Source organism: Marinobacter flavimaris, from assembly GCF_045057155.1.
GTDB lineage: Bacteria > Pseudomonadota > Gammaproteobacteria > Pseudomonadales > Oleiphilaceae > Marinobacter > Marinobacter manganoxydans.
Genome location: NZ_CP171359.1, coordinates 3743486 through 3757000, shown reverse-complemented (window position 1 = coordinate 3757000; position 13515 = coordinate 3743486). Strand labels below are relative to the sequence as shown.

At 58.6% G+C, this 13515-nt stretch carries 12 protein-coding genes; 5 read left to right on the top strand and 7 right to left on the bottom strand.

All coding sequences use genetic code 11. From position 1 onward, the window contains the following. Positions 1-43: 43 nt before the first annotated feature. A complete protein-coding gene (locus tag ACGK9W_RS17540) occupies positions 44-1411 on the top strand; it encodes a wax ester/triacylglycerol synthase family O-acyltransferase (protein WP_053113562.1) in 1368 nt (455 codons plus the stop codon). A 10-nt stretch (positions 1412-1421) separates the two neighbouring features. On the opposite strand, the gene ACGK9W_RS17535 is transcribed toward ACGK9W_RS17540, so the two are convergent. Together ACGK9W_RS17535 and ACGK9W_RS17530 are read right to left on the bottom strand one after the other, a co-directional pair. After that, on the bottom strand, positions 1422-1829 hold the full coding sequence (locus ACGK9W_RS17535) for a TM2 domain-containing protein (RefSeq protein WP_176443079.1): 408 nt from the start codon (positions 1827-1829) through the stop codon (positions 1422-1424). Between the two features lie 366 nt (positions 1830-2195). Continuing rightward, entirely contained in the window at positions 2196-3302 is a 1107-nt protein-coding gene (locus tag ACGK9W_RS17530; RefSeq protein ID WP_053113558.1) for an AraC family transcriptional regulator, read from the bottom strand. A 225-nt stretch (positions 3303-3527) separates the two neighbouring features. Between ACGK9W_RS17530 and ACGK9W_RS17525 the strand changes: the two genes are divergently transcribed. Continuing rightward, positions 3528-4433, top strand: coding sequence for a metal-dependent hydrolase (locus ACGK9W_RS17525; RefSeq protein ID WP_273018478.1), 906 nt, complete (start codon positions 3528-3530; stop codon positions 4431-4433). A 132-nt stretch (positions 4434-4565) separates the two neighbouring features. Here ACGK9W_RS17525 and ACGK9W_RS17520 read toward each other — a convergent pair whose 3' ends face one another. The 3 genes from ACGK9W_RS17520 to ACGK9W_RS17510 all read right to left on the bottom strand — a co-directional run bounded on the left by ACGK9W_RS17520 (position 4566) and on the right by ACGK9W_RS17510 (position 7417). Continuing rightward, complete coding sequence (locus ACGK9W_RS17520; protein ID WP_405417878.1) at positions 4566-5351, bottom strand: class II glutamine amidotransferase; 786 nt, start codon at positions 5349-5351, stop codon at positions 4566-4568. 48 nt (positions 5352-5399) lie between these two features. After that, on the bottom strand, positions 5400-6500 hold the full coding sequence (locus tag ACGK9W_RS17515) for a sensor domain-containing diguanylate cyclase (protein ID WP_008176916.1): 1101 nt from the start codon (positions 6498-6500) through the stop codon (positions 5400-5402). A 101-nt stretch (positions 6501-6601) separates the two neighbouring features. Further along, positions 6602-7417: an SDR family oxidoreductase gene (locus tag ACGK9W_RS17510; RefSeq protein ID WP_008176914.1), complete on the bottom strand. Its 816-nt coding sequence runs from the start codon at positions 7415-7417 to the stop codon at positions 6602-6604. 205 nt (positions 7418-7622) lie between these two features. On the opposite strand from ACGK9W_RS17510, the gene ACGK9W_RS17505 reads away from it, so the two are divergent. Together ACGK9W_RS17505 and ACGK9W_RS17500 are read left to right on the top strand one after the other, a co-directional pair. Then, positions 7623-8081, top strand: coding sequence for an NfeD family protein (locus tag ACGK9W_RS17505; RefSeq protein WP_008176913.1), 459 nt, complete (start codon positions 7623-7625; stop codon positions 8079-8081). Between the two features lie 2 nt (positions 8082-8083). Then, a complete protein-coding gene (locus tag ACGK9W_RS17500; protein ID WP_008176910.1) occupies positions 8084-9118 on the top strand; it encodes an SPFH domain-containing protein in 1035 nt (344 codons plus the stop codon). Between the two features lie 13 nt (positions 9119-9131). On the opposite strand, the gene yfbR is transcribed toward ACGK9W_RS17500, so the two are convergent. Then, positions 9132-9725 carry a 5'-deoxynucleotidase gene (gene yfbR / locus ACGK9W_RS17495; protein ID WP_008176907.1) on the bottom strand — a complete coding sequence of 198 codons (594 nt, stop codon included), beginning with the start codon at positions 9723-9725 and terminating at the stop codon, positions 9132-9134. 136 nt (positions 9726-9861) lie between these two features. On the opposite strand from yfbR, the gene ACGK9W_RS17490 reads away from it, so the two are divergent. Next, on the top strand, positions 9862-10656 hold the full coding sequence (locus tag ACGK9W_RS17490) for an ABC transporter substrate-binding protein (RefSeq protein ID WP_008176905.1): 795 nt from the start codon (positions 9862-9864) through the stop codon (positions 10654-10656). A gap of 2 nt (positions 10657-10658) precedes the next feature. Here the strand turns inward: ACGK9W_RS17490 and ACGK9W_RS17485 are convergent, their stop codons facing one another. Continuing rightward, positions 10659-13484 (bottom strand): DUF748 domain-containing protein, encoded by a 2826-nt coding sequence (locus tag ACGK9W_RS17485; protein WP_039882155.1) that lies wholly within the window; start codon positions 13482-13484, stop codon positions 10659-10661. Between the last annotated feature and the right edge of the window lie 31 nt (positions 13485-13515).

The following is a 13515-nucleotide window of genomic DNA, read 5'->3' as shown; positions in this document are numbered from 1 at the left end:
ATCTGCGCTACTATTGTCACAACACCGACAACAAGGACGCCCTGTGAAACCTCTTAGCCCTACGGATCAGCTTTTTCTCTGGCTGGAAAAGCGGCAGCAGCCCATGCACGTGGGCGGTCTTCAGCTGTTCTCTTTTCCCGACGACGCACCGGATGATTACGTCGCACAGCTGGCCGACCGGCTCAGGCAGTACACGAAGGTGACTCCGCCGTTTAATCAGCGTCTGGATTACCGTTTCGGCCAGCCGGTCTGGGTGGAAGACGAGCACCTGGACCTGGAACACCACTTCCGCTTCGAGGCACTGCCGACACCCGGGCGGGTCAGGGAACTCTTGTCGTTTGTCTCGGCGGAACATTCCCACCTGATGGACCGGGAACGTCCGCTGTGGGAGTTTCATCTGATTGAAGGCCTGGGGGAACGGCAGTTTGCGGTGTATATCAAGGTGCACCATGCCCTGGTGGATGGTGTATCCGCAATGCGGATGGTCACCCAGATGCTCTGCCAGGACACCGGCGAGCGGGACATGCCGCCGATCTGGGCCATGCCACCACGCCCGGAGCGTGAGAAGGATGATGGCGGCCCCTCGCTATGGCGAAGCATTGGCCACCTGCTGGGTGAATCCGGGAAGCAACTGGGTACCGTGCCCACCGTCGCCCGGGAACTGCTGCGAACCATCAATAACGCCCGCAAAGACCCCGCGTACTCCTCCATATTCCACGCGCCCCGCAGCATTCTTAACCAGAAGATCACCGGCTCCCGACGCTTCGCCGCACAGTCCTATGACCTCAGCCGGATAAAGGCAGTGTGTAAAATCTACGGAACCACGGTGAATGATGTGGTGATGGCCATGTGCGCCACCGCGCTGCGCAGCTACCTGATGAACCAGGACGCCCTGCCGGAAAAGCCGCTGATCGCCATGGTGCCGGTGTCCCTGCGCAAGGATGACAGCTCCGGCGGCAACCAGGTCGGCGTTATCCTCGCCTCACTGCACACCGATGTCACCAGCCCGGTGACACGACTGATGCAGATCCATGAGGACGTGAAAGCCGCCAAGGACCGCTACGCCGACATGTCTGCGGAAGAAATCATCAACTACACCGCCCTGACCCTGGCGCCGGCGGCGTTCAATCTGCTCACCGGCATGGCACCGAAATGGCAGACCTTGAACGTGGTGATTTCCAACGTTCCCGGCCCGCGAGAGACTTGCTACTGGAACGGCGCCACGATGGACGGCATGTACCCGGTCTCCATCGCCATGGATCGCCTGGCCCTGAACATGACCCTGACCAGCTACGGCGACCAGGTGGAATTCGGCCTTATCGGCTGCCGCCGCACGCTACCCAGCCTGCAGCGGATGCTCGACTATCTGGAAGAGGCCCTGGTCGAACTGGAAACCGCCGCCGGCCTTTAGGCAAAACCGATCAACCGAACCGGCGTTCTTCGTTCCGGATGGAAATCTGGTTGTTCAGGGTCCAGAAGTCATACAGCACGCCGATCAGGAACAGGCCGCCGGTAAACAGGTAGATGATGCCGGTAATCCACTTGCCCATGTACATCCGATGAATCCCGAACACCCCCAGGAAGGTCAGCAGGATCCAGCTTATGTTGTAGCTGACCTCACCTTCCCGGAACCGAAGATCCGCCTCCCGGTCCATGGCCGGGATCAGGAACAGGTCGATGATCCAGCCGATGAACAGCAGCCCCAGGGTAAAGAACCAGATGGTGCCGGTAACGGGTTTGCCGTAGTAAAACCGGTGTGAGCCCAGGAATCCGAAGATCCAGAGCAGGTAGCCGATCAGTTTGCTGTGGGTGTCTGGGCGTTCTGTCATATCCGTTCTCATCCTTCTGGATTCGTAGCCGATTTACACTATAGACCCAGCCTGCATGTGCTGGGGGCTGGCCGGGGGGAAGGAATATTTTCCCTCGGGAAAAACAACTCGCTTCGCTCAGACATCTTTTTCCTGTCGGGAAAATATTCCTTCCCCCCGTCCGTCGAACCATTGTGGCATAGGATTAGAAAAACAAATTAAGAACGAGCAATAACTCTTCTGACGGCATTCTCAGCTGTCAGCAGGGCGTGGGGTGGGGCATAAATTTTTCGGGGAAAAAGATGTCTGAGCGAAGCGAGTTGCTTTTTACCCGAAAAATTTATGCCCCACCCTGCGACCACGCTCCAAACCAAGAGGCCCAAAAAATCAGGGCCCAACCTCTGGGGCAGGATCCGGACCACCCTCGCGAAACTCGCTGGCCGACTTGCCGGTCCACTTCCGGAAGGCGCGGCTGAAGTTGGAAAGGTCGGCATAGCCCAGCTCGTAGGCAATCTCGCTGACCGATTGGTTGGTATACCGGAGCAGCTGGATCGCCCGGTCTTTCAGCACCGATTCGACAATTTCCCGATAGCTGGTATCCCGGTCCGCCAGCCGGCGTTTCAGGGTGCGCGACGAGACGCAGAAGCGTTCGGCCATGGCTTCCAGTGACGGCAACGGCCCGGGCATCATTCGGAGCATGTTGCGGATCGCCAGGACGATATCGCCCTGTTCCTTCAGCGCCTTCTGCAGCTCGAATTCGCATTGGTCCCGGGCCATTCGGGAGGCTTCCGCATCGGCCAGGCGCATACGCACATCGAGAAGCTCCCGGGGGAACACCATCATTTCGTCGGCCTGGCCGTACTCGAACCGAACCGGAAGCTGGTCGGCAAACCGCTGGTACCAGGGCGGCTCCGGAGCGCTCAGGCGAACGGTGACACCCGGCAGTTTGCCGTCTTCCAGGGCAAAGCCGTGTTTGGCGGCGTCCTCGCGGTCCAGGAGCTGTTCGGTCAGCAGAATCAGGGTGGCGCTGACGGTCTCGGCCAGAAACGGGTAGAGGCCGGGCACTTCGAATTCGGTGCAGAGTTTTACCAGTACCTGATCCCCCGCTTCGGACTGGCTCATACTGAGAAACGGCACCCGCAGATGCAGGTATCGGCGCACAGAATCCAGGGCATCGGCGAAGGTGGGGCTGGTGAGGGCCGCGAAGCCCAGGGTGCCGTGGATTGTCAGCCGCAACTCCCTGGCCAGCGTGAAGCTGAGACCGTCCTGGCCGGCCAGGTTCACGGCCCGTTTGGCCATGATGATGGCATCGGTGACAAACACCCGACTGTCGTTGGACTTGAGATCGTCCGGGCTGAACTCCAGGCCTTCATAGAGTAACCGGTCGTTATAGCCCAGCTGGCGCACTGTCTCGGCCAGAACCCGCAGGTAAGCGCCCGGCACCAGGAACAATCCCAGCATCTGCCGTTCTTTGTCCGGACCGCTTGCGCTCATTGGCATTCCTTATGATTGAGGTGGCTGAAGCACTTCAACTGACTCTATCAGATGCCTCCCGCCGGAACAGTGGGGCCCGGCACACCCGGATCGCCGTCAGCATGGCCAATCAATTTCCAGCCCGTGTCCCATCCTGATCGACCACCGTCCCCTTTGCGCATTCCTGCCAGACATTGACTGCCCCACACTGGAGCCATGACATCAGCCAGAGTGAGGAGTACGCAGATGCTGAGCACTAAAACCACAGAAAAGAAGACGGCTCCGGTTACCAGAGCCTCCAACACACCCGATAACGTCACCATCACAGCCCAGCGCATGGGCTTTGAGTTCGGTGAGCAGGTTCCCCGTTACTGGGTCGATAACAGCTACACCATCAGCCACATCATGAATGCGCTCTCGGTCCTGTTTCCGCAGGGCGAGCAGTTCTTCGTGGATTCGGTAAGAGCGTTCCGGGACCAGATCTCCGATCCCAAACTGAAAGAGGAGATACGCGGGTTCATCGGCCAGGAGGCCATGCACTCACTGGAGCACATCGCCATGAACCAGCACGTTCGTGACCAGGGCATGCCGGTGGAAGAGCTGGAAAAACACCTGGAAGTGGTTCTGGGGATTGCCAAGAAGCTGCCCAAGCGTCACCAGCTGGCCATCACCTGTGCCCTCGAGCACCTCACCGCCATGATGGCCGACATGCTGCTGGAGCGTGACGATGTGCGCCAGGACATGGATGAATCCATGCGCCCGCTGTGGGTCTGGCACGCCATTGAAGAAACCGAGCACAAGGCGGTTGCCTACGACGTTTTCCAGGCAGCTGGCGGCACTTATGCAGAGCGTGCGTTTTATCTTATGTTCAGCACCGCCGCACTGGGCGTGATGAGCACCTATTTCACCAGCCGGATGATGCTCAACGACCGCAAGAACTTCTCTCTTGTAGACACGGCTACGGGTCTCTGGCGCCTCTGGGGCGTAAACGGCACCTTCTCAAGTCTGATTCCCACATGGCTTGAGTACTTCAAACCGGGTTTTCACCCCTGGGACCACGACAATAGCGATCTGATTGCCCGTTTCAAAGAGGAGATTCAGGCGCACATCGCACCACAGTACAAGAAAGGTAATCGCAGGACGCTTCAGTAAACCACGGAAGCAACTCCCAACCCTGAAGGGAAGCGGGTGGGGAGGTCTTTGTGCAGGGAAAATGATGTCTGAGCGTAGCGAGTTGCCTTTTCCCGGAAGAAAGACCTCCCCGCCCGATTCCCCACTTCCGGGTCAGGCATTCGGCTCAGCGACTCCGGATCGAATGACTTCTCCCTTCCGCCAAAGCCGCCATTCACCTGGCTGGTAAACATCCCACTTTTCATCTGTGGTCAGAGGTTCAGTAACGATCACGCTGACGATGTCGTTGGGCGTCGTTTCCGATTCGAAATCCACCGTTACATCGGCGTCTTTCAGACGGGCAGGACCAAACGGGGCTCTCCGGGTGATGCTGGCCATTTTGGTGGTGCAGTAAGTGAACAGCCAATCACCGTTACTCAGTAGGAGGTTGAAAACGCCCTGGCTGGCGTAGGCGACGGACAACCGGACCAGGCGGTCGATGATTTCATCGGTTCCGTTATTGCGATCGCAGTGCGTTCGAAGGTGGTTAAGAATATCGCAGAACAGCGCCTCGCTGTCGGTGGTTCCGACCGGCTCATAGAACCCTGGAGTCGAACCGAAGCCGGAGAGCTGGCCATTGTGGGCGAACACCCAGTAGCGACCCCAGAGTTCGCGCATGAAGGGATGGGTGTTGGCCAGGCAGGTGTCGCCGACGTTGGCCTGGCGAATGTGGCAGATGGCCACTTCGCTTTTTATTGGATGAGTCTGGACCACTGCGGCGATTCGGGAATTGGCGCTGGCATCGGCGTCGTGGAAGGCCCGTACGCCTTTGCCTTCGTAAAAGGCGACGCCCCAGCCGTCCTTGTGCGGGCCGGTCTGTCCACCCCGACGGGTCAGGCCGGTAAAGCTGAAACACAGGTCAGTGGGGGTGTTGGCGCTCATGGCCAGTAATTCGCACATGGGTTACGTCATTCTTGCCGGAGGATGTCTGCCACAAGAATAACGTAATCAACTCGCTTCGACAGTGAGAATCTCAAGCTGGCGGGGATTGTGGCCGGCGCCGACCACACAGTTACGCCCCGCTCGCTTGCCACTGTAGAGCCACCGATCGGCAACCCGGAACAGGCTTTCGGCCTCGCGACCATGGTCTGGCCACTGGGCTATCCCGAAGGAGGCAGTCACCCGGATGCGGGCTTCCCCGTAGGGCAGTTCAAGGTCAGATATCCGCTGGCGCAGCTCGTCCATCAGGACAAAGGCATCCGCCGGCTTCACATCTCTCAGAATCAGGCCGAACTCCTCGCCACCCAGGCGGCCGACAAAATCGGTGCTCCTCAGCCGTTCGGTCATGCATCGGCTGATGTTTTTCAGAACAAAGTCTCCGGCCTCATGGCCCAGAGTGTCGTTAACGACCTTGAAGTGGTCAATATCCATCACCACCAGCGCAAAACCGGCTCCACTGCGATCGCACTCGGCAATGGTGCGATTCAACGTACCCTGGAAGTTGCTGCGATTGGCGAGGCCGGTCAGTGCGTCAGTCTGGGCCATGTCCACCAGGCGCTGCTCGGACTCTTCGCGGCGCACCTCATACAGGTGAATGAAGGCCAGCATCAGTGCACCGCACAACACCATGTTGAGCAGATCGATCATCGCGTGGGGGCTGCCGACCTGGCCAAGGTGAATGTAATAGATAACGCCCCCGACGAGCATAAAGGGTGCGCTGAGAATCATGCCTTCTTTCTTGCCAAGCAACAGGTAGGCGAGAACCGGCATCATCAGCACCCAGACGAAAGCGGACACCGAGGCTTCCGGTAACAGCATGATCACCAGGAAGAACGCGAACAAAGGCACCAGATAGGCATAGACCCACTGCTGCAGATGAGGAGTGGATTTCAGGCGCCAGACGCCGAAAAAAAGCAAAGTGCTGGCAAACAGCTCAGCAACCGCCACCCATGGGTAGCCATTGAGAAACTGCAGGCAAGCAAAAATCACCAGAGCCGAGCCGGTGATCAGAAAAAGCAGCCGCATCAGTGAGCGGCGATGGCTGTCGCGCAGACCCGAGCGGCTCTGTTCCAGAGTGGCCCCCAGGTCAGAATGGTGAGGCGTATTCATGCTGACTCTTCCTTGGATCAGCTTCCGAGTATAGCCCCGAAAAACTGTTTGTAAAACGTACAGCGAGCCCAAGCTTCAGGCCCGCCGCACGCATCGAGTCTTCAGATATAGAGGTTCTTGCGGGAGAAACGCTCCACCAGCGGCTGGTAAGCAGAACCCAGCAGGCGGTTGATCGCATCAATACCCCAGGCGTCCGGGCCCACCAATATGCGGGACTCATTCTTGAGGATGCCTTTTACAATGATTTCTGCGGCTTTCTCGGGCGTGGTCATGGCGAGTTTATCGAAGCCTTTACGCTGGGCGACGTTGTTCTCGGACTTGCCCATGCGCGCTGCATTGACAATGTTGGTGCGGATACCACCAGGATGCACACAACTCACCGCCACCGGCTGGTTCTCCAGCTTCATTTCCTGGCGCAGGGCTTCGGTGAATCCTCGCACCGCAAACTTGGCGGCGTTGTAGGCGCTCTGCTTGGGCACTCCAATCAGGCCAAATACACTGGAAACGTTCACCACATGGCCATCGCCCGAGGCAATCAGATGGGGCAGGAAGGCCCGGGTACCGTGAGCAACCCCCCAGAAATCAATGTCCATGACCCATTTGAAGTCTTCGTCGGTCATCTCACGGACCGTGGCAGACAGGGCAACGCCCGCGTTGTTGATGACCAGATTGACCTGACCGAAATCTTTCACAACCTCCTCCGCATGGGCAAAGATGGCATCGCGATCAGACACGTCCAGCCGGTAGGTTTTTACATCAGCGCCGCTTAGCGCTGCAGCGGTTTCGGCCAGGCCTGACTCATTGACGTCGGACAGCGCCAGTCGGCAGCCCCGGTCCGCCAGCGATTTGGCGAGCGCGCGGCCGATACCCGAACCGGCACCGGTAACAACGGCAACTTTGTTCTTCAGATTCTTCATGGTCACAGACCTCTTAATTGTAGGCACATCAATTAAAGCAGATACTCTAACAATTGCCTGCTTGCGGGATATGGCTTTAGTGAACCAGGCCACATGGCATTCCGGCCACCCTCTGACGCGGCACCCGGTTTCCGGTACAATCCCTTGCCGTTGGCCGGTGCACGACACCGGCCCTCTACCTCCCCCGAATCTGTGGATTTTCTGTATGGAATGGAGTCTTACGCATTTCTGGCTGATCCTGGCGCTGGTGCTGGGCCTGGCTGAACTGGCCTCAGGTGTCCTGTTACTTCTGGCCCTGGGCATTGCGGCCGCGCTGACCGCCTTGCTGGCCTTTCTGGGAGCACCATTCGAATGGCAGCTGGCCGGTATGGGGCTGTTCTCGGGAATTCTGGTACCTGTCGCCATTCGCTGGATCCGTCCGCGCTTCTCACCCAAAGGTGTGGCATATGGCACAACCGGTACCGGCGTGGAGCAAGGCCGGCGTTATCAGACCCTGAAGCGGGATTTCGATGGAGCCACAGGCATCAAGGTCAATGGCGATTTCTATCGCCTGCGAGTGACTGACACCGGAGAAACCGACCTTCCGGAAGGAACCGACGTCATTTTCAAACAGTTTGACGGCACGACCGCCGTTGTTGAGACGATCACACACAAGGAACAGTAAGCATGGAACAGTATCTTTCACCCGGGCTGATCATCAGCCTGATTCTGGTCGCTATTGGCATCTTCATCATCGCCAAGGGTCTGGTCATCGTGCGCCAATCCGAGGTTATGGTCATTGAGCGCCTCGGTTCGTTCAACCGGATCCTCGAAAGCGGTGTGAACATCATCATTCCCTTCATCGAGCGGCCACGGCCGATCACCATGATCCGCTACGTGCGCATGGGCGAGGATTATCATCCGGTGATGAGCGATGAGGTCCGGATTGACCGCCGGGAAACGGTTATGGACTTCCCGGGCCAGCCGGTCGTGACCACCGACAACGTGACGGTGAAGATCAACGGCGCCCTCTACTACCAGATCATCGACCCGCGCCGGGCCGTGTACGAAGTGGCCAACATGAGCCAGGCGGTGGAAGTGCTGGCCAAGACCACCCTGCGCTCGGTGGTCGGCAAGATGGAACTGGACAAGCTGTTTGAATCCCGCAGCGAGGTGAATAACGCGATCCAGGCCGAGATGGAAGAGGCCGCTTCCAAGTGGGGTGTAAAACTCACCCGGGTGGAGGTTCAGGACATCAGCATGCCGGAAGAAGTGGAAGAAGCCATGCGATTGCAGATGGCTGCGGAGCGGAAACGCCGGGCCACGGTTACCGAGGCCGAGGGTGAAAAGTCGGCGGCCATCGCCATGGCCCAGGGCCAGCGGGAGTCTGCCATTCTCAACGCCCAGGGCGACAAGGAATCAGCCATTCTCCGCGCCCAGGGCGAGCAGGAGTCCATCCGTCTGGTACTCAGTGCCATGGGTGACTCCGAGGAAAACAAACAGACCGTCATTGGCTACCTGCTGGGCCAGAGCTATATCAAGGTTCTGCCAAATATGGCGAAAGAGGGAGAGCGGGTGTTCGTGCCCTATGAATCCTCAGCGCTGCTGGGTTCCATGGGCATGTTCCGGGAACTGGCCGGCAGCCCCGAAGACACCGTTCGCCAGCACTTGCAGCGCGATGGCTTGCGTGGCGGACTGGTTGGCTCGGCCGGTAACAGTTAAGCCCTGAAAGCTTTCACCCCAGCAGGTTGTCCAGGGGTTGCTCGTAACTGGGGGCAAACACCTTCAGGAAATAGGCAACCTCTGACAGCCCGTCTGCGTCCAACCGCTGGCGGATCTGCCGGGCGGCCGGCTCGAATTCCTTGTTGCCGGCCCGGATCTCCGCCTGGCACTTGAGCCACGCCGAGAGCCTGTCGGCGGCCTTGATCAATTCCCGGTCTTCGGCCGGTAGCTGAGACTCCCGAACGTAGGGCGAAAAAGCCTCCCGCAAATCCTCCGGTAACAGCGCCAGCAGCTCGGCCTCGGCCTTGTGCTCGATGTCCCCGAACGCCTCACGCATCACCTTCGAATGGTATTTCACCGGTGTTGGCATATCCCCGGTAATTACTTCCGTCGCATCATGGTAAAGCGCTGCCGCTGCAATGCGGTCGGCGTTCACCTGGCCGCCAAAATGCCGGTTGCGGATGATGGCAAGGGCGTGGGCGAGGGTCGCCACCTCCCAGGAATGGGTGGCCACATTTTCCTCAATGGCATTTCGCATCAGCCCCCAGCGCTTGATCCAGCGCAGGCGGGAAACATAGGCGAAAAAATGGCTGGCAACGTTACCCATCACTTACAGACCTGTTTTGCATAAGTTCATAATCTTTTGCTTCAGGTGCACAAAATCCCCGTGCTATTCTGAATGCGTATTCAATTGTTACATAACCGGGGATATCGTGTCCGCTGAAGCCCATATTCGAAGATTAATGGCCATTCTTGTTGCGGCTATTATGCTGGCAACGGCGCCGGTTCGGGCAAACGAAACCGAAATCACTGTGGGCGTTTACCATTTTCCCCCGATCGCCAGTGTCAATTCCGATGGCAAAGTCGAGGGCTTCCTCGGGGGACTGCTGGAGGTGCTTGAGCAGATACACCCGGATGTCTCATTCCATATCATCCACACCTCCCCCAAACGCCGCCACCTGGATTTCGATGCCGGTCTCTACGACGTCATCTTCTTTCAAAGCCCTGACTGGGGTTGGACAGAGAAGGATGTGGACATTACCCGCCCGATCCTGGCCGACGAGGAACTTTATGTCGCTCTCAAGAAACCCGGCAGAGACTCCTCATTCTTTAACGACCTGCGCAACCGATCTATTGTGGCCATTTCCGGCTATTACTATGGTTTTACCGGGTACGAAACTGACAACTCCGTGCTGGAAGAAAAATTCAATATCGAGTTTTCCGACAGCCACACGCGCAACATGAATCTGATCAAGGCCGACCGGCCTTCTGTTGCCGAGGTTGCCATCATCAGCCGTTCTTACCTGCAGAAACATTTTGCCCAGCACCCGCAAGACCGGGACAAATTGCTGATCTCGAACGAGCCGGATCAACGCTACCAGCTCAGCATCATTGCCCGAAAGGGCGGCGCCCCGAGTGCGGACGAAATGCTTCGACTACTGGCGCCACTGGTGGACGACGGCCGCTACCGGCAACTCGTTGAAAACTGGGGCCTGCGGTTGCCAGCGGGCTTTCTGACCAGCTTCGAGGCACCCTGACTTCATCGCACGTCCAGGTTGAACGCCACGATAACGTTGCCCTCATCACCCACTTCCGCATTGCGGGCCGGACTCAGAAGGAACAATTGATCGGCAGGGACTCCGTGGGTTTGCTGCATGATGTTACGCAAGCTTTGGCCTCGCGAGGATGCCAGATTTCTCAATGCCTCCGGCGCAAGTGACCGCTCACCGGCCAGGTAGGCTTCCCGGGCCTCCTGCCATGCCTCCTCCGACAGGTCCTGCTCACCACTTGCAGTCAGTTCATCACGCAACAGGGCAAGGCCATCTGCCTGGGACTCAACGTTGCCACGTATGTTCAGCAACAGGTCCGGCCGGTCCAGCAGCGCGTCTGCCAGAGCGGCCAGCTTTTCCGCCTCGCCTTCGGCCAGTTGGATACTGCCGGGGATAAACCTCACCTTCCCGAGCTCCTCCCCGCTCAGGCCGGCGAGCTCGGCAATCGAGCCGAGCATACTGAACGGTGAGGCCGCTGCCTTGGCCAGAAGGTTCACGAACGCCCGCATCACAACTTTTCCGACGCTGAAGTCCGGGTCAGACAGGTCGCCGCTGATGGGCAAGTCGACTTCAATCACTCCCTTACTGTCCCGAAGCAGCGCGAGGCCGAGTTTTACCGGCGCATTAACGGCCTGATCACTGGCGATGGCCGAACCCAGCTCGAGACGATCCATCACCACCAGATTGGACGCATCGATCCTGGATCCGGCAATTTCATAATCAAGATTCAGGTTCAGCTTGCCACTGTCCACGCCATAACCCAGGTAACGACCAAAGTAAGGCGAAAGCGCAGGCAGGGACAATTCCTGCATATTCAGTTTCAGATCGCTGACATCCTCGGTACCAAGGGTGCCAATGGTGCCTTCAAAGTCCAGGTCCGCCACGCCGCCGACCCGGCCCCGGATAGAGACCTTGCCCTGTTGTGGGGAAATGTTGCTGAGGCCTGTCACGCTGCCGTTCAGCTCATCAAACCAGGTGGTAAACGCCGGCGCCAACGTGCGGTCGGTATACGCCAGCTCGCCATTTTCCAGCATCAGCTGGCCAATACGGAAAATGAACCCCGGCTCGGAATCCTCCCCCTGCTGAGCATCTGCGGTCGCCTCCTGCTGACCACCGGCCGCTGGCGCTTTGGCGATCCGCTCGACGTTGTGGATATTGTCGGTATTGCGGACAACGTTGATGACCGGCTGGGCCAGGGTCACCGTTCCTATTTCCAGGCGTGCCGGATACACGTTGTATTCAATAGGTGCCAGGCGCAGAGTTTGCCAGGAAACCAGCGAACCAGAACTGTCGGGCAGCTTCAGATCCAGACCGGCCACTTCCGCGGTGCCGCTGAAGGTGCCCGTGAGAGGCTCCTGCTGCCCATCCAGATCAAGGTTGCCGTCAACGCCCAGAGTGCCGCTGGTAATGGCGAGGTTGGCGCCTTCCTGAACGTAGGGCTCAAAGGCGGCCAGAGCGATGCCGTTTCCGGAGATGGCGGCTTCCAGGGTAAACGGTGCAGGTGTCAGCTGGCCGTTCAGTGACAGTTGGCCGCCACTGGCCAGGCTTCCGGTTATTTCGTAAGAGACCGGTTCTTCAAGTAGATGGCTCAGTGGCCCGATGGATGCGGAAAGCTGCTCTACGGCAATTTCAGTCGCTGTCGCCGGTTGACTGTCCTGCCAGAGAATACGCCCACCGGAGAGCGCGACGCCCGCCACTGACCAGCGGAATGGCTGGCCGCCGGTAGACGCTTCGCCGCCGCCCTCCGTCTCACCGTTGTTGGTGGCCAGCGGCGCCAACCAGTCAATCTCTCCGTTTGCGCTCCTGGCCACGGCCACATCGAGCTTGTCCAGAGAGACCTGGCCGATACGGATTTCGCGGCCATTCAAGTCGAACCCGACAGCATCCACAGAAAGCTCAGCGTTGGTCAATCTCGCCTGCTCACTCTGTTCATCCAGAGCGACGGCCAGATTCTCGAGTTGCAGCTGACCGTTGGCCGTCTCCAGGAAAAAGCCGTCGCCGGCCTGGATTTCATAGTCGGAGCTCAGGGTGACGCTGCCACCACGCAGATCATAGGGAAAGAAAGGAGCCAGGAAATGAGCCAGGGTTTCATAGCCCACCGATGACACCTTGAGCGTGCCGTTCGAGTAGAACGGGGCGACGCTCAGATCACCCTGCCACTCGATGGTCTGACTGCCCAGCGCCGCCAGCAGGGAGTAATCGCTGTCCTGCCCCTCGCGACGCCAGGTGGCCAGATCACTCAGGGTAAGATCCATCGGGGTAATCCGGAACTCGGCCATGTCCGCCTGGGTAAAATCCCGGAACAACATTTCGCCGCCGTTGAGTTCAATTTTCCCGAAGTACAGCCGGGGTGGCGCCGCCGCGTCATCCGATTGCGACGCTTCAGGCGCTGGTTCTGCAGGTCCCGGGTTGGCCGCCTGCCAGTCTCTCGCAAAATTGACGCTGTAGTCCTCCAGCAGATCCACCCGAACATAGGGCTCATCCAGCTGGATGGCTTCAAACCCGGCAATACCCCGAACCAGCTGGAAAAAGTTCATGTCCAACATGAGCCGGTCAAAGGCAACCACCTGCTCACCCTGGGGATCGTTGGCCGACAGACCCAGCGCCTCAACTCGAAGGGTGAACGGGTTGGTTCGGATATCAGTGATTTCTGCCTGCCAGCCCATACGCTGGTCCAGCTGCTCGGGTACCAGACGCTCCAGCCACCAGGGAAGTAGCAGGAAACCGGCCAGGGCATAGAGGATGAAAAGCACCAGGAATCCGATCAACAGATTCCTGGGCATATGACTGCGTTTACGGCTCTGGGCCACGGACATCTCCTTCTAAACGGCGGATTCCCGGGGCAAT

Excerpts from the sequence above, each read along its gene's own strand:
- ACGK9W_RS17535 (WP_176443079.1), bottom strand. The coding sequence starts at position 1,829 with ATGACAGAACGCCCAGACACCCACAGCAAACTGATCGGCTACCTGCTC.
- ACGK9W_RS17530 (WP_053113558.1), bottom strand. The coding sequence starts at position 3,302 with ATGAGCGCAAGCGGTCCGGACAAAGAACGGCAGATGCTGGGATTGTTC.
- ACGK9W_RS17525 (WP_273018478.1), top strand. The coding sequence starts at position 3,528 with ATGCTGAGCACTAAAACCACAGAAAAGAAGACGGCTCCGGTTACCAGA.
- ACGK9W_RS17520 (WP_405417878.1), bottom strand. The coding sequence starts at position 5,351 with ATGTGCGAATTACTGGCCATGAGCGCCAACACCCCCACTGACCTGTGT.
- ACGK9W_RS17515 (WP_008176916.1), bottom strand. The coding sequence starts at position 6,500 with ATGAATACGCCTCACCATTCTGACCTGGGGGCCACTCTGGAACAGAGC.
- ACGK9W_RS17510 (WP_008176914.1), bottom strand. The coding sequence starts at position 7,417 with ATGAAGAATCTGAAGAACAAAGTTGCCGTTGTTACCGGTGCCGGTTCG.
- ACGK9W_RS17505 (WP_008176913.1), top strand. The coding sequence starts at position 7,623 with ATGGAATGGAGTCTTACGCATTTCTGGCTGATCCTGGCGCTGGTGCTG.
- ACGK9W_RS17500 (WP_008176910.1), top strand. The coding sequence starts at position 8,084 with ATGGAACAGTATCTTTCACCCGGGCTGATCATCAGCCTGATTCTGGTC.
- yfbR (WP_008176907.1), bottom strand. The coding sequence starts at position 9,725 with ATGGGTAACGTTGCCAGCCATTTTTTCGCCTATGTTTCCCGCCTGCGC.
- ACGK9W_RS17490 (WP_008176905.1), top strand. The coding sequence starts at position 9,862 with ATGGCCATTCTTGTTGCGGCTATTATGCTGGCAACGGCGCCGGTTCGG.
- ACGK9W_RS17485 (WP_039882155.1), bottom strand. The coding sequence starts at position 13,484 with ATGTCCGTGGCCCAGAGCCGTAAACGCAGTCATATGCCCAGGAATCTG.